At 62.0% G+C, this 14,989-nt stretch carries 15 protein-coding genes, 1 tRNA gene and 1 pseudogene; 10 read left to right on the top strand and 7 right to left on the bottom strand.

The genetic code is table 11. The features are described 5' to 3' along the window. The 5 genes and pseudogenes from DQ397_RS15685 to DQ397_RS15665 all read left to right on the top strand — a co-directional run. Positions 1-651, top strand: a pseudogene (locus DQ397_RS15685) (urocanate hydratase); the annotation flags it as partial. Between the two features lie 11 nt (positions 652-662). After that, complete coding sequence (locus tag DQ397_RS15680) at positions 663-1,820, top strand: CaiB/BaiF CoA-transferase family protein (protein WP_256664383.1); 1,158 nt, start codon at positions 663-665, stop codon at positions 1,818-1,820. A gap of 2 nt (positions 1,821-1,822) precedes the next feature. Further along, positions 1,823-2,968, top strand: coding sequence for an acyl-CoA dehydrogenase family protein (locus DQ397_RS15675; protein ID WP_043211791.1), 1,146 nt, complete (start codon positions 1,823-1,825; stop codon positions 2,966-2,968). A gap of 101 nt (positions 2,969-3,069) precedes the next feature. Continuing rightward, positions 3,070-4,476, top strand: a complete 1,407-nt coding sequence (locus DQ397_RS15670) for a cytosine permease (RefSeq protein WP_043211799.1) — start codon at positions 3,070-3,072, stop codon at positions 4,474-4,476. A 74-nt stretch (positions 4,477-4,550) separates the two neighbouring features. Next, positions 4,551-5,195, top strand: coding sequence for a TetR/AcrR family transcriptional regulator (locus DQ397_RS15665; RefSeq protein ID WP_052352469.1), 645 nt, complete (start codon positions 4,551-4,553; stop codon positions 5,193-5,195). A gap of 155 nt (positions 5,196-5,350) precedes the next feature. On the opposite strand, the gene DQ397_RS15660 is transcribed toward DQ397_RS15665, so the two are convergent. Further along, a tRNA-Val gene (locus DQ397_RS15660) sits at positions 5,351-5,427 on the bottom strand. Positions 5,428-5,628: 201 nt separating this feature from the next. Here DQ397_RS15660 and DQ397_RS15655 point away from each other — a divergent pair. Then, positions 5,629-6,912 carry an FAD-binding oxidoreductase gene (locus DQ397_RS15655; protein WP_043211788.1) on the top strand — a complete coding sequence of 428 codons (1,284 nt, stop codon included), beginning with the start codon at positions 5,629-5,631 and terminating at the stop codon, positions 6,910-6,912. A 101-nt stretch (positions 6,913-7,013) separates the two neighbouring features. Here the strand turns inward: DQ397_RS15655 and DQ397_RS15650 are convergent, their stop codons facing one another. Further along, entirely contained in the window at positions 7,014-7,745 is a 732-nt protein-coding gene (locus DQ397_RS15650) for a peptidase C39 family protein (protein WP_043211785.1), read from the bottom strand. Between the two features lie 157 nt (positions 7,746-7,902). On the opposite strand from DQ397_RS15650, the gene DQ397_RS24555 reads away from it, so the two are divergent. Continuing rightward, positions 7,903-8,079, top strand: a complete 177-nt coding sequence (locus DQ397_RS24555) for a hypothetical protein (protein WP_167358087.1) — start codon at positions 7,903-7,905, stop codon at positions 8,077-8,079. Positions 8,080-8,199: 120 nt separating this feature from the next. Here the strand turns inward: DQ397_RS24555 and DQ397_RS15645 are convergent, their stop codons facing one another. Together DQ397_RS15645 and DQ397_RS15640 are read right to left on the bottom strand one after the other, a co-directional pair. After that, positions 8,200-8,952, bottom strand: coding sequence for a TerC family protein (locus tag DQ397_RS15645; protein WP_043211783.1), 753 nt, complete (start codon positions 8,950-8,952; stop codon positions 8,200-8,202). A gap of 25 nt (positions 8,953-8,977) precedes the next feature. Next, positions 8,978-9,217: a hypothetical protein gene (locus DQ397_RS15640; protein ID WP_043211781.1), complete on the bottom strand. Its 240-nt coding sequence runs from the start codon at positions 9,215-9,217 to the stop codon at positions 8,978-8,980. Positions 9,218-9,353: 136 nt separating this feature from the next. On the opposite strand from DQ397_RS15640, the gene nhaR reads away from it, so the two are divergent. The 3 genes from nhaR to DQ397_RS15625 all read left to right on the top strand — a co-directional run bounded on the left by nhaR (position 9,354) and on the right by DQ397_RS15625 (position 12,365). Next, entirely contained in the window at positions 9,354-10,247 is an 894-nt protein-coding gene (gene nhaR, locus DQ397_RS15635; protein WP_043211779.1) for a transcriptional activator NhaR, read from the top strand. Between the two features lie 145 nt (positions 10,248-10,392). Then, complete coding sequence (gene sstT, locus DQ397_RS15630; protein ID WP_043211776.1) at positions 10,393-11,604, top strand: serine/threonine transporter SstT; 1,212 nt, start codon at positions 10,393-10,395, stop codon at positions 11,602-11,604. 113 nt (positions 11,605-11,717) lie between these two features. Next, a complete protein-coding gene (locus DQ397_RS15625; protein ID WP_043211773.1) occupies positions 11,718-12,365 on the top strand; it encodes a YceH family protein in 648 nt (215 codons plus the stop codon). Between the two features lie 2 nt (positions 12,366-12,367). Here DQ397_RS15625 and DQ397_RS15620 read toward each other — a convergent pair whose 3' ends face one another. From DQ397_RS15620 to ahpC, 3 genes are all read right to left on the bottom strand, one after another. After that, entirely contained in the window at positions 12,368-12,559 is a 192-nt protein-coding gene (locus tag DQ397_RS15620) for a hypothetical protein (protein WP_043211771.1), read from the bottom strand. Between the two features lie 171 nt (positions 12,560-12,730). Next, positions 12,731-14,293 (bottom strand): alkyl hydroperoxide reductase subunit F, encoded by a 1,563-nt coding sequence (gene ahpF, locus DQ397_RS15615; protein ID WP_043211770.1) that lies wholly within the window; start codon positions 14,291-14,293, stop codon positions 12,731-12,733. Positions 14,294-14,419: 126 nt separating this feature from the next. Next, positions 14,420-14,983, bottom strand: a complete 564-nt coding sequence (gene ahpC, locus DQ397_RS15610) for an alkyl hydroperoxide reductase subunit C (protein ID WP_043211767.1) — start codon at positions 14,981-14,983, stop codon at positions 14,420-14,422. Positions 14,984-14,989: the final 6 nt, after the last annotated feature.

The raw sequence follows: 14,989 nt of genomic DNA, 5'->3' as shown, positions 1-14,989 counted from the left end.
TTCGTGCCGGCTTACATCCGTCCGCTGTTCTGCCGCGGTGTCGGCCCGTTCCGCTGGGCGGCGCTGTCCGGCGACGCCGAGGACATCTACAAGACCGACGCCAAGGTCAAGGAACTGATCCCGGACGACGCCCACCTGCACCGCTGGCTGGACATGGCCCGCGAGCGCATCAGCTTCCAGGGTCTGCCGGCACGTATCTGCTGGGTTGGCCTGGGCCTGCGCGCCAAGCTGGGCCTGGCGTTCAACGAAATGGTCCGCAGCGGCGAGCTGTCGGCACCGATCGTCATCGGCCGCGACCACCTGGACTCCGGCTCGGTCTCCAGCCCGAACCGCGAAACCGAAGCCATGCGTGACGGCTCCGACGCCGTCTCCGACTGGCCACTGCTCAACGCCTTGCTCAACACCGCAGGCGGCGCCACCTGGGTTTCGCTGCACCACGGCGGTGGCGTGGGCATGGGCTTCTCCCAGCACTCGGGCATGGTCATCGTCTGTGACGGTACCGACGAAGCGGCCGCGCGTATCGCTCGCGTGCTGACCAACGACCCAGGGACTGGTGTGATGCGTCACGCCGATGCCGGCTACCAGATCGCCATCGACTGCGCCAAGGAGCAGGGCCTGGACCTGCCGATGATCACGGGCGTCAAGCGCTGAGGAAACACGCCATGACTATGCAAAACCCTGCATCAAAGCCGCTCAAAGGCATTCGTGTGCTGGACCTGAGCCGTGTACTGGCCGGCCCTCATTGCACAGCAATGCTGGCTGACCTCGGCGCTGAAGTGATCAAATTCGAAGTCCCAGGGCATGGCGATGACAGCCGTCACCTGGGCCCTTTCGACAAAAATGGCGAGAGCGTCTATTTCGGTCTGATCAACCGCGGCAAGCGTAGCGTCGAGCTTGATTTCAAGGCACCAGCCGATCTTCAGCGCTTCCATGCATTGGTCGCCGACGCCGATGTCGTGGTGGAAAATTTTCGCCCTGGCGTGACCCAGCGCCTGGGCATCGACTTCGACAGCCTCAAGGCACTCAACCCTCGACTGATATACGCCAGTATTTCCGGATTCGGTCAAAGCGGGCCATTGTCCTCCCGCCCGGCCTACGACATCGTCGCCCAGGCCATGTCTGGCCTGATGAGTGTGACCGGCTTTCCCCAGACCGGCCCAACCCGGAGCGGTGAGGCCCTTGGAGACCTCTGTGCAGGCGTCTACGCCGCCTGGGCAATCAGCTCCGCACTGTTCGCCCGTGAGTTCCAGGGTGCCGCTGCACAGTACCTGGATGTGGCGATGTTCGACGTGTTGGTCAGTCTTCAAATGACCGGCCTGTCCAATCTTTTTGCCCAGGGCCGCGCGCCCGGACTGGTGGGCAACCGGCATCCGGTCTCGACCCCTTTCGACACCTACCGCGCCGCCGATGGATTGGTCGTGATCGCAGTCGCCAGCGACAAGCTGTTCCGCCGCTTGTGCCAGAGCATGGAATGCCAGGCCTTGGCGGATGACCCACGTTTCGTCGACGACAGCTCACGCACCGCGAACGAGGCGTCATTGAAGGCACAGATCGAGGCCTGGACCTGTACCCGAGGCGTTGAACAGATCTGCTCCTTGCTGCTGGACGCAGGCGTACCCGCCTCCCCCGTATGGAATCTCGCCCAGGCCACAGGCAGCGAACAAGCCCACGTGCGCCAATTGCTGGTAGAGGGCTGCGCGCAGTCACCTTTGGTACCGCAGCCAGTGTTTTTCAATGGAAGCAAGCCCCACACCGCCTCACCCGCCCCCCGCCTGGGCGAAGCCAATGCCTTGTACGGTCTGTCCCACACAGGAGAATAAAAATGAATTTCGAACTGGACGCCGCAGAACTTGCGATCATCGAATCGGCCGAACGCGTCGCTCACGACGTGCTCAAACCGAATGCCCAAGGCTTTGACGAGGCCGAAGCGTTCTGTGCCGGCAGCCTCAAAGCCTTGGGCGAGCTGGGGTTCATGGGGATCAATCTGCCAGAGGCCTATGGCGGGTTTGGCATCACAAGCCTGGCAATGAGCCGCGTGGTTGAGGCCGTCGCAGCCGCCTGCGCCTCCACCGCATCGGCGATGACTGCGCACTTCCTGGCCACCGATTCCATCCTCATTGGCGGGACAGAGGCGCAGCGCCAGCAATGGCTGCCTCGTGCCGCCACGGGCGAACTGCTCGGCGCCTTCGGCCTGACCGAACCGGCCGCCGGCTCCAATCCGGCTGACATGCGCACACGGGCAAGCCAGGAGAACGATGGATGGCGAATCCGTGGCAGTAAGCACTACATCACCAATGCGCGCGAAGCCGATTTCATCGTGCTGTACGCCAAGACCGACGCAGACGCAGGTCATCATGGCATCAGCGCATTCCTCATTCCCAAAGGTACAGAGGGCATCACCTTTTCCAGCCCGGAGAAGACCATGGGCCTGCGCGGCAGCACGATCTATGAGCTGTCCCTGGACTGCTGGCTTCCCGCGAGCGCCCTGCTGGGCCAGCCTGGTCAGGGCTTCAAGACCGCCATGGAAGTACTGGATCGCGGTCGGGTGGAGGTGGCGGCGATGGCCTTGGGCATCGCCCGCACGGCTATGGAATACAGCCTCAGCTGGGCCCAGCAGCGCCAGATCGGGCCCAAGCCCTTGGCGGCCTATCAGGGCACACAGTGGCGTATTGCAGACATGCACACCCAATTGCAGGCAGCACGGCTGCTGACCCTGCAGGCTGCGGCCGCGCGCGACGCGGGCGGGCGCTTCAGCCTGGAGTCGGCCACCGCCAAGCTGTTCGCCGCCGAAGCGGCGGGCTTCATTACCGATGCCGCACTCCAGCTGCACGGCGGCTATGGCTACATCCGCGACCTGCCGCTGGAGCGCCTGGTGCGCGATGCACGCATCCTGCGCATTTTTGAAGGCACTTCGGAGGTGCAGAAAATCATCATCTCGCGCGCCGTACTAGACGCCGCCCGCACTTGAGGTGTCAGCCTGGAAGGCACCAGCCGACCAGGCTCACAGGGCATCCGCTACATAACAACAATAGAGGCGCCATGGGCAATGGCGCCACGGGAGAAACCCTCATGTCTGGCAAGCCCCTCATCGAAACGCGCTCCATCGACTTCATTCCTGAAAGCGAACGACACGGTCGGCTCTTCAGCCAGTTCACCTTGTGGTTCGGTGCCAACTTGCAGATCACGGCCATTGTCACCGGCGCCTTGGCAGTGGTGCTGGGTGGCGATGTGTTCTGGTCATTGATCGGCCTGTTGATCGGCCAGGTGTTCGGCGGCATCGTGATGGCATTGCACGGCGCCCAAGGTCCGCGTCTTGGCCTGCCGCAGATGATTTCAAGCCGCGTGCAGTTCGGCGTATTCGGCGCGGTGATACCGCTGGTACTCGTCTGCATCATGTACATCGGCTTCAATGCCACCGGCACGGTACTGGCCGGCCAGGCGATTGGCCGAATGGCGAACATCAGCGATACGAGCGGCATCCTGGTTTTCGCCACCGTGATCGTGGTGTTGACAGTGTGCGGCTACCGGGTGATCCATCTGCTCGGGCGGGTCGCCAGCGTGCTTGGCGTGGTGGCGTTCGCTTACCTGTTCGTACGCCTGCTGTCGATCAATGACATCGCCACCCTGCTCGAAAATCGACACTTCAGCTGGAACACCTTTCTTCTGGCCGTTTCGCTGTCGGCGTCGTGGCAGATTGCGTTCGGCCCTTATGTAGCCGACTACTCGCGCTACCTCCCCAGCGCAACTTCCCCGCTGCGCACCTTCCTCGCCGTGGGCCTGGGCTCGGTACTGGGCTCGCAAACCTCCATGGTGCTCGGCGTGTTCGCAGCGGCGCTGGCAGGCGGCGCCTTCTCCGGAAACGAGGTGAACTACATTGTTAGCCTGGGCGCCAGCGGGATGATTGCCGGCCTGCTGTTCTTTAGCATCGGCTTTGGCAAGGTGACCATCGCTACCTTGAACGCCTATGGCAGCTTCATGTGCATCGCCACCATTGTCAGTGCGTTCCAAAAACGCTTCACCGTCTCTTCCGGCCAGCGCCTGGTGTTCGTGCTCTGCATAGTCGGTATCTCCACTACCCTGGCGCTGATCGGCCAGCATTCCTTCCTCAGCGCATTCAAATCCTTCCTTCTGTTCCTGTTGGCGTTCTTCACACCCTGGAGCGCCATCAACCTGGTGGATTACTACTTCATCACTCAGGAGCGTTACGACATCGCCGCCCTGGATGACCCGGATGGCCGGTACGGCCGCTGGAACTGGGTAGGCATCGGCACCTATGGGTTCGGGGTCTTGGTGCAGATGCCCTTCATCGCCACCGGCTTCTACACAGGCCCCTTGGTGCAACACCTGGGCGATACGGACATTTCCTGGTTGGTTGGGCTGATCGTGCCAGCGCTCGTCTACTACCCGCTTGCCAAGCACGGGGCGCGACGTCAGCAGCCTCTGCCTGCGCAGGACTATGCCCAGAAACAGTGCTAGCCCCTGAGCCGCTTGCCGCCCGATAAGGGCGGCAGGCCACCTGCCCCACCCGCCCTTACAACCCCCGAGCCCCCATGAACACCAACACACAACCTGCCCAGCCGACCAGGACACAGGAACGCCTGTACCTCACGGCGGTGGACTTGTTCGCTGAACAGGGCTACCAGAATACGAGCTTGCGCGACCTGGCCGCCCGCTTGGGTATCGGCGCAGGGTCCCTTTACAACCACATTGAAAGTAAACAGGCGCTGCTCTTCGACCTCATCGAGGAATGCATGAGCGACCTGCTAAGCCTCACTCGGGTAAAGCTCAAAGCCGCCCAAGGCACGCGCGCCCGTCTGCATGCATTCGTCAGTGCCTTCATCGAACTTCAGCAGAGCGAGCAAAAAAAAGTGCAGCTCATGTTGCGGGAGGCTCGCAACCTGACGGCGGAACACGCTCGGCTGCATGCCGCGATGCGTGATGAATACACTCAGCAGCTAATGGCTATCATTGCCTCCACCTTCCCTCGAGGCATTGATCGCTCAAAGACAAAGTTCTTCACTGACAGGGTCATCGGCATGCTTGAAAGCCTTTGCCAATCATCGGATATCGATTCGGCCCTGTCACAACGGCAAATCATCGAACAACTGACCGAGATGATTCTGGGCGCGGCGTCCCGCCTGGAACTGGAACCCTCCACGGCGCAGACAGCCCGTGCTCCGTCGAGTGCCGTGTGAGCAAGGCTCGTGCTCTGCCACTCGATGGGTAACATGCCGGCCGAATCTGCAAGTGGTCGGCACGCTCAACAAAGCCGCACGGAGTAGTGCAAACGCAAAAAGGGCGATCCTTTCGGATCGCCCTTTTCGGTGCCCGGAAACCCGGGGCTTTTGTTTGGTAGGCACAATTGGACTCGAACCAACGACCCCCACCATGTCAAGGTGGTGCTCTAACCAACTGAGCTATGTGCCTGTCGATGAGGGCGCATTCTACGCGCTCCAAAATCGCTGTCAACTGTTTTTTTCACGCTAACTCACTGAATCTTAAAAATATTTACCTGACCCGAAGCGACGGGGGGAGTAAAGGATTTTCAACGGACGACTAGCGGGTGTTTATTATTATTGATAGCATCGGTACATTCGTTAAAAATATAAAACACGAGGTTCCCCGAGCATGGCCAATACCCCCTACCCCCAGTCCTACTACGCCGCCTCGGCCAACCCGGTGCCGCCACGTCCGGCGCTGCAGGGTGAGGTGGAGACTGACATCTGCATCATCGGCGCCGGTTACACCGGCCTGTCCAGCGCCCTGTTCCTGCTGGAAAACGGCTTCAAAGTGAGCATCGTCGAGGCGGCCAAAGTAGGCTTCGGCGCATCGGGCCGCAACGGCGGCCAGATCGTCAACAGCTACAGCCGTGACATCGATGTGATCGAGCGCACCGTCGGCCCCAAGCAGGCGCAACTGCTGGGTCAGATGGCCTTCGAAGGCGGACGCATCATCCGTGAGCGCGTGGCCAAGTACAACATCCAGTGCGACCTGAAGGACGGCGGCGTGTTCGCTGCACTGAGCGCCAAGCAGATGGGCCACCTGGAGTCGCAAAAGCGTCTGTGGGAACGTTTCGGCCACACCCAGCTGGAGCTGATGGACCAGAAGCGCATCCGCGAAGTGGTCGCCTGCGACAACTATGTCGGCGGCATGCTGGACATGAGCGGTGGCCACATTCACCCGCTTAACCTGGCCTTGGGCGAAGCTGCCGCGGTCGAGTCGCTGGGTGGCGTGATTTATGAACAGACCCCGGCCGTGCGCATCGAGCGCGGTGCCAACCCGGTCGTGCACACCCCGCAAGGCAAGGTGCGCGCCAAGTTCATCATCGTTGCCGGTAACGCCTACCTGGGTAACCTGGTACCGGAGCTGGCGGCCAAGTCCATGCCATGCGGCACCCAGGTGATCACCACCGAGCCGCTGGGCGAGGAACTGGCCCGCACCCTGCTGCCGCAGGACTACTGCGTCGAGGACTGCAACTACCTGCTCGACTACTACCGCCTGACCAGCGACAAGCGTCTGATCTTCGGTGGTGGCGTGGTCTACGGTGCTCGCGACCCGGCCAACATCGAGGCAATCATCCGTCCGAAGATGCTCAAGGCCTTCCCGCAGCTCAAGGACGTGAAGATCGACTTCGCCTGGACCGGCAACTTCCTGCTGACCCTGTCGCGCCTGCCACAGGTGGGTCGTATCGGCGACAACATCTACTACTCCCAGGGCTGCTCCGGTCACGGCGTGACCTACACCCACCTGGCGGGCAAGGTACTGGCCGAAGCCCTGCGTGGCCAGGCCGAGCGCTTCGACGCCTTTGCCGGTCTGCCGCACTACCCGTTCCCGGGTGGTCAGCTGCTGCGCGTACCGTTCAGCGCCCTGGGCGCCTGGTACTACAGCCTGCGCGACCGTCTGGGCATCTAAGACGAGCCGGGGGCGACGAAAGCGTCGCCCCAGGTATGGTCGACCCAATCGCGGGCCAAGTCCGCTCCTGGCTGCAGGAGCGGGTTTGGCCCGCGATTGCATTACTGGCCCAGGCTGCGGACCGCCTGCTTCGCCGCGATTTCCTGGCCTGCCCGGGCCAGCTCGTCGGCGGCCTGCAGCCAACGCTGACGGTCCACCTGAGCCGGCAGCTGTTTCGGTGGCTGCACCAGCACAGCCCAACTTCCAGTCTTCGTCCACGCAGCCTCGAAATCATCGAACGCCATCAACAGGCGACGCTGCATCCCCGAACGCAACAGCACCCGCCCTTTGTAGCTGTCATAGCCAATCAGCACCGCATAGCGTGGCTCACTCCAAAAGGCCGAGCCTTCTTCGTAACGCACTAGCACCGGGTTGCCTGCCGCCACTTGGGTCAGCAAGGCCTCAAGGCGGTTATCCAGTGGGTAGACGACCATGCCGTATTCACGCGCTACCTTGGGAATGCCGGCGCCCAGCGCGTCGGCGCCCTGTGGCAGGTTAAGGGGTTTTTCAAGCAAACCCGGCGTGATGACCACGCCCTGTTGCGACAGCAGTGCCGCCAGTGCCATGGCCCCGCTGTGATTGGCCTTGCCGCGATAGAACGGCACGCTGCTGATCTCGACCCGCTGCGCCTGGCCCTTCGCCACAGGCGATGGACCACTGGCGCAACCGGCCAGGCTGGCCGCGACCAGGCACGCGGCCAGCAGCCGGCGCGATGAAGTGAAGGTTTCTTGCAACATGGGCACTCGCTTGTTCCGTCGCCAGGCAGGCAGCGCCCGGCCCTGGGTTCCGATCATAGGCTGGGTGCGTGTTTGGGTATAGCCCGTCACCGGCTTGGAACGAAACGGCCCAAGGGAATAGACCTTCGGTCAATGGAACGCACCGCCCGGCGGGCTAGACTAAAGCAGTGTCTGGAAGGCGAGCCGCGTGCGCGCCTGAGAGAAGGAGGCACACATGAGCCTGACAATGGCGATACTGATGCTGGTGGGGATGTGGGTGAGCGTCGCCGCCGCCATGCTGTGGGGGGTGTTGCGCATCGTGCGCAGGCATTCCCACCATCACCTGCCACCGCAAACGTTGCCCAAACCACAGCCGGCGCGTCGTGCGCGGCGGCACGCAGGGGCGCACTGACATTCAACCCAGCCTGCCGACGCGGCCCACACACGATAGACCGCTCCCCTACCCGTCAGCCCCCGAATCCAGAAAAAGCGAAGGGGGCGCACTGCGCCCCCTCCTTTGTGCTTCGAGCGATCAGCCCTCGGCAGCTTCGCGCTTGAGCCGAGCTCGGCGCGCCATGATGTTGAGCACTTCGATCGCAGTCGAGAACGCCATTGCGGCGTACACGTAGCCTTTTGGCACATGAGCACCGAAGCCCTCGGCGATCAGGGTCATGCCGATCATGATCAGGAAGCCCAGTGCCAGCATCACCACCGTCGGGTTGTCGTTGATGAACTTGGCCAGCGGGTCGGCAGCTACCAGCATCACGACCACGGCGCTGATCACGGCGATGATCATGATCGGCAAGTGCTCGGTCATGCCTACAGCGGTAATGATGCTATCGATCGAGAAGACGATGTCGAGCATCAGGATCTGGCCGATCGCAGCGGCAAAGCCCAGAGTTACGGTGGATCCAGCCTTGGCTTCTTCCTTGGCGCCATGCGGATCGACGTTCTCGTGGATCTCTTTGGTGGCTTTCCATAGCAGGAACAGGCCACCGGCGATGAGGATCATGTCCTTCCAAGAGAAGCTGTGGCCGAACACATCGATCACAGGTTCGGTCAACTGGACGATCCAGGCCACGGTCGAGAGCAACGCCAAGCGCATGATCAGCGCCATGCTGATACCGATACGCCGCGCCTTGGAGCGGTAGGCCTCAGGCAGCTTGTTGGTCAGGATGGAAATGAAGATCAGGTTGTCGATGCCCAGCACGATTTCCATGGCCACCAGCGTGGCCAGGGCGACCCAGGCAGCGGGGCTTGCAGCGAGTTCCAGCAAATATTCCATGATTTAGTCCTGCATCGGGTCCGGGTCAGATGTCTTGGGTGTCGCTTTTTTCTTCAGCGGCCTTGGGCTTGGCGCCCTCCGAGCCGATGGCCTCGCTCAGGGCCTGTTGGGCAGCTTCGTTGGTCTTGTCGATCGCCTGCTTGGCCGACTCGGCGGCCTGATCGAGCATCTGCTGGGCGGACTTCTCGGCCTGGTCGCAGCCAGCCAGGCTGAACAGGGCCAAGGCCAGCACCAAGGGCGTACCGATGGATTTGAGTTGCAACATGGGAATCCTCGCTTTTCCAATTTCCGGCGCTGCATGCAGCGCCTTATGGGTGGGCATTCTAGAGAACGCCATACATCAGGAAAATTCGTATTTTTAGCGGTTATACTTCGATTTTTACGAATCGGGAAAGTGTCGGATGCTCAATTATCGCCAGCTGCACTACTTCTGGGTGGTGGCCAAGACCGGCAGCATCGCCCGCGCAAGCGAGCAACTGAACCTGACGCCCCAGACCATCAGCGGGCAGATCAGCCTGTTCGAACAAGCCTACGGCCTGGAGCTATTCCAGCGTGTCGGCAGGCAGTTGGAGCTGACCGAGACTGGCCGCCAGGCACTGGGCTATGCCGAACAGATGTTCCAGATCGGCGGTGAACTGGAAGCCCTGCTGCGCGCAGGGCCTCAGGAACAGATCCTGTTTCGCGTCGGTGTCGCCGACGTCGTTCCCAAATCCATCGTCTATCGACTGCTGGCCCCGACCATGGAGTTGGACAACGTCCTGCGCATCAACTGCCGCGAAGACAAACTCGAACGCCTGCTGGCCGACCTTGCCATCCAGCGCCTTGATGTAGTGATCTCCGACAGCCCGATGCCCAGCCACCTGGACATCAAGGGCTACAGCCAGAAACTGGGCGAGTGCGGCCTGAGTTTCTTCGCCACCCCGGCGCTGGCGCGCCAGCATGCCCTGCCCTTCCCGACCTGCCTGGACGACGCACCGCTGTTGATCCCGGGCCAGGAAACCGTGGTCCGCAGCCGGTTGCTGCGCTGGTTGGCCGAACAGCAGCTGCATCCACGGATCATCGGCGAATTCGATGACAGCGCCTTGATGCAGGCCTTCGGGCAGTCCGGTAGCGGGATTTTCGTGGCGCCCAGCGTGATCGCCGAAGAAGTGTGCCGTCAGTATGGCGTCGAGCTGATCGGGCAGACCGAGGCGGTGAACGAGTCGTTCTATGCCATTTCGGTGGAACGCAAGGTCACCCATCCAGGGATCGTGGCGATTACCGAGGGGGCGCGACGGGATCTGTTTCATTGGTGATCCACGCCGCGGGAAATACGGATTAGTCAGCAGGAAATGTAGCTCGTGGCTATATGCGAAGCGACCCGAACGTCCGAGCTCAGACCAGGCCGGCAAAGCTCTGTGTTAGAGTTGCCGGTTTTACAAAAACGAGATTCCGCTGCACATGACCCCTGTCCTTCGTCTCATCAACCGCACCGGTCTGGTGACGCAGATCTGCATCGGCCTGGTGGCCGGCATCGCCCTCGCTCTGCTCGCCCCGGCCGTGGCCCGTGACCTGGCCTTTCTAGGCAAAGTGTTCGTCAGCGCGCTGAAAGCCGTGGCACCGGTACTGGTGTTCATCCTGGTCATGGCGTCGATCGCCAATCACCGTCACGGCCAGGAAACCCACATCAGACCGATCCTCTGGCTGTACCTGCTGGGCACCTTCGCCGCCGCGGTCGTGGCCGTGGTCGCCAGCATGGCGTTCCCGTCCAACTTGGTGCTCAGCACCGGCGATGCCTCGCTCACCGCTCCCGGCGGCATCAGCGAAGTGCTGCAAGGCCTGCTGTTGAGCGCCGTCGACAACCCGGTCAATGCGCTGCTCAACGCCAACTTCATCGGCATTCTGACGTGGGCCATCGGCCTGGGCGTCGCCATCCGCCATGCTGGGCAGACCACCCGCACCGTGGTCGAGGACCTGTCCAACGGCGTGACCCTGATCGTACGCGTGGTCATCCGTTTCGCCCCCCTGGGGATCTTCGGCCTGGTCGCCTCGACGCTGGCCCAGTCCGGCCTGGACGCTCTGCTTGGTTACTTGCACCTACTGATGGTACTGATCGGTTGCATGCTGTTCGTGGCATTGGTGGTCAACCCGCTGATCGTGTTCTGGAAGATCCGTCGCAACCCGTACCCACTGGTATTCATGTGCCTACGCGAAAGCGGCATCACGGCGTTCTTCACCCGCAGCTCGGCGGCCAACATTCCGGTCAACTTGGCGCTGTCGGAAAAGCTCGGACTGCATGAGGACACCTATTCGGTATCGATCCCGCTGGGCGCGACCATCAACATGGCGGGCGCAGCAATCACCATCACCGTGCTGACCCTGGCCGCCGTACACACCCTGGGCATTACGGTGGACCTGCCGACCGCCGTGCTGCTCAGTGTCGTGGCGGCCGTGTGTGCCTGTGGCGCTTCGGGCGTGGCCGGTGGCTCGCTGCTGCTGATTCCGCTGGCCTGCAGTCTGTTCGGGATCCCCAGCGAGATCGCCATGCAAGTGGTGGCGGTCGGCTTCATCATCGGCGTATTGCAGGACTCGGCCGAGACCGCGCTCAACTCCTCGACCGACGTGCTGTTCACTGCAGCGGCTTGCCTGGGGCAGGAGCGCCGCAACGCCTGAGGTACCAGCCCGCTCCGGCAACCGGAGCGGGTTTTCCTCGCAGTATTGTCTGATTGATTAAGCCTGCCGCATTACCTAGGCTAGTGGCCTTTTCCTCGCAATGAGACAGGGCCATGTCAGAACACGAAACCGCAGGCGAAGGCCGTTTCAACAGCATCGAGATCCGTGTGCTCGGTTCTCTGATCGAAAAACAAGCCACCAGCCCGGAAACCTACCCGCTGACTCTTAACGCCCTGGTGCTGGCCTGTAACCAGAAGACCAGCCGTGAACCGGTGATGAACCTCTCCGCCGGCCAGGTCGGCCAGGCCCTGCGTGCCCTCGAAGGGCAAGAAATGACCCGTCTGCAGATGGGCAGCCGCGCCGATCGTTGGGAGCACCGGGTGGACAAGGCACTGGAGTTGGTGCCGGCTCAATTGGTGCTGATGGGGCTGATGTTCCTGCGCGGACCGCAGACCCTCAACGAACTGCTGACCCGCAGTAATCGCCTCCATGACTTTGAAGACGTCGAGCAGATCCAGCACCAGCTCGAGCGTCTGGTCTCACGCGGCCTGGCGCTGCACCTGCCACGCCAGCCCGGCCAACGCGAAGACCGCTACACCCACGCCCTTGGGGACCCGGCGCAGATCGAGGAGATCCTCGCCGCACGCCAGCAAGGCGCCGAGCGCAGCAACAGCGGCACCAGTGTGTCGGATGAGCGGATCGAGGCTCTGGAAGCCCGGGTCGCAGCGCTGGAGGCGCGCCTTGCCGCACTGGAGGGCTGACCTTAGGGCTGATCGGCGTCAGGAAAGTTGCGGCAACTCTTACGCTCGGCCAGCTCTTGGTCGGTGGGACGCTGGTCGACAAAGACCGTGCGCCCGTCGGCATAGATCTCCAGATAGCCCCAGTGCAGGTCCTGCTCCTTCTGTCCGGGCTTGGGTGGCTCTAGCCACCAGGGTTCGCGGCTGATCAGGGTCATGAGTGTGATTCCCGAGGGTGTCTGCAATAAATCATAGACACCTTCAGGTTTGGCTTTGACAACGCGCAAAAGCATTCACGGGTAAACCCGTCCCCAGAAGTACGGCGCAGAACCAGAGACCAGCGCTATACCTGTGGGGGCGGGTTTACCCGCGAAGAGGGTGGTGCAGGCTTATGCCGGCGCCGAGGTGCGGATCAGGTGGTCGAAGGCTGCCAACGAAGCCTTGGCCCCTTCACCCACGGCGATGACGATCTGCTTGTACGGCACCGTGGTCACATCACCTGCAGCGAACACGCCGGGGATATTGGTCTGCCCCTTGGCGTCGACGATGATCTCGCCACGTGGCGACAGCTCGACCGTGCCCTTGAGCCAGTCGGTGTTCGGCAGCAGGCCAATTTGCACGAAGATACCTTCGAGCGCCAGGTCGTGCAGCTCATCGCTGTTGCGATCCTTGTAGCGCAAGCCCGTGACCTTCTCGCCATTGCCCAGCACTTCGGTGGTCAGGGCGCTGGTGATGACCTTAACGTTCGGCAGGCTGTGCAGCTTGCGTTGCAACACGGCATCGGCACGCAGTTGGCTGTCGAACTCGATCAACGTCACTTGTGCGACGATACCGGCCAGGTCAATGGCCGCTTCCACGCCGGAATTGCCTCCGCCGATCACAGCCACACGCTTGCCCTTGAACAGCGGGCCATCACAGTGCGGGCAGTAGGCCACGCCACGGGCGCGGTATTCCTGCTCGCCAGGGACGTTCATTTCGCGCCAGCGGGCGCCGGTGGCGAGAATCACGGTCTTGGCCTTGAGCGAAGCGCCGCCGGCCAGGCGAACTTCGTGCAGCGCGCCATTGACGCCTGGGATCAACGCTTCGCCGCGTTGCAGGTTCATGATGTCCACATCGTACTGCTTGACGTGTTCTTCCAGCGCCCTGGCCAGTTTCGGTCCTTCGGTTTCCTGGACCGAAATGAAGTTCTCTATCGCCAGGGTGTCGAGTACCTGGCCACCGAAACGCTCGGCAGCAACGCCTGTACGAATGCCTTTGCGCGCGGCGTAGATGGCTGCCGAAGCGCCAGCGGGACCACCGCCGACCACCAGCACATCGAAGGCATCCTTGGCGTTGATCTTCTCGGCCTCACGGGCTCCGGCATTGGTGTCGATCTTGCCGAGGATTTCCTCCAGGCCCATGCGGCCCTGGCCGAAGACCTCGCCGTTGAGGTAGATGCTCGGCACCGCCATGATCTTGCGCGACTCGACCTCTTCCTGGAACAGCGCACCGTCGATAGCCACATGGCGCACATTGGGGTTGAGCACAGCCATCAAGTTCAGGGCCTGGACCACATCCGGGCAGTTCTGGCACGACAGCGAGAAATAGGTTTCAAAGGTGAACTCACCTTCCAGGGCCTGGATCTGCTCGATCACTTCGGCGCTGGCCTTGGACGGGTGACCGCCTACCTGCAACAGCGCGAGTACCAGGGAAGTGAATTCGTGGCCCATGGGGATGCCGGCGAAACGCAGGCTGATGTCAGCCCCCGGACGATTGAGCGAGAACGAGGGACGCCGGGCGTCGGAGCCGTCCTCGCGCAGGGTAATGAGGTTCGACAGGCTGGCGATTTCCACCAACAGGTCATGCAATTCGCGGGATTTCGCGCCGTCGTCGAGGGAAGCAACGATCTCGATCGGCTGGGTGACCCGCTCCAGGTAGGTTTTCAGTTGCGATTTAAGCGTGGCGTCCAACATACGGGCGATTCCTTTTTTCAAAACTTGGATACAAAAACGCCCAGGCGAGGTCGCCCGGGCGTTTTTACGGGGCGGTGGCTACTTCAGCTTTGGCGACTGGCTACCGCTCGCGACTTACACATCGGCTTAGATCTTGCCGACCAGGTCCAGCGATGGCGCCAGGGTGGCTTCGCCTTCTTTCCACTTGGCCGGGCAAACTTCACCTGGGTGGGCGGCGACGTACTGGGCAGCCTTGACCTTGCGCAGCAGCTCGCTGGCATCGCGGCCTACACCGCCGTCGTTGATTTCGACGATCTTGATCTGACCTTCCGGGTTGATCACGAAAGTACCGCGATCCGCCAGACCGGCTTCTTCGATCAGCACGTCGAAGTTACGGGCGATGACGTGGGTCGGGTCACCGATCAGCGGGTACTGGATCTTGCCGATGGTTTCCGACGTGTCGTGCCAGGCTTTGTGAGTGAAGTGGGTGTCGGTGGACACGCCGTAGATTTCCACGCCCAGCTTCTGGAACTCGGCGTAGTTGTCAGCAAGGTCACCCAGCTCGGTCGGGCAAACGAAGGTGAAGTCAGCTGGGTAGAAGAACACGACGGACCACTTGCCTTTGAGGTCGGCTTCGCTGACCTGGACGAATTCGCCCTTGTGGTAGGCAGTCGCGTTGAACGGTTTGACCTGGCTGTTGATGATAGGCATGGAGAC

Source organism: Pseudomonas sp. CK-NBRI-02, from assembly GCF_008124495.1.
Lineage (GTDB): Bacteria > Pseudomonadota > Gammaproteobacteria > Pseudomonadales > Pseudomonadaceae > Aquipseudomonas > Aquipseudomonas guariconensis.
This window is presented reverse-complemented; position numbering and strand designations above follow the sequence as displayed.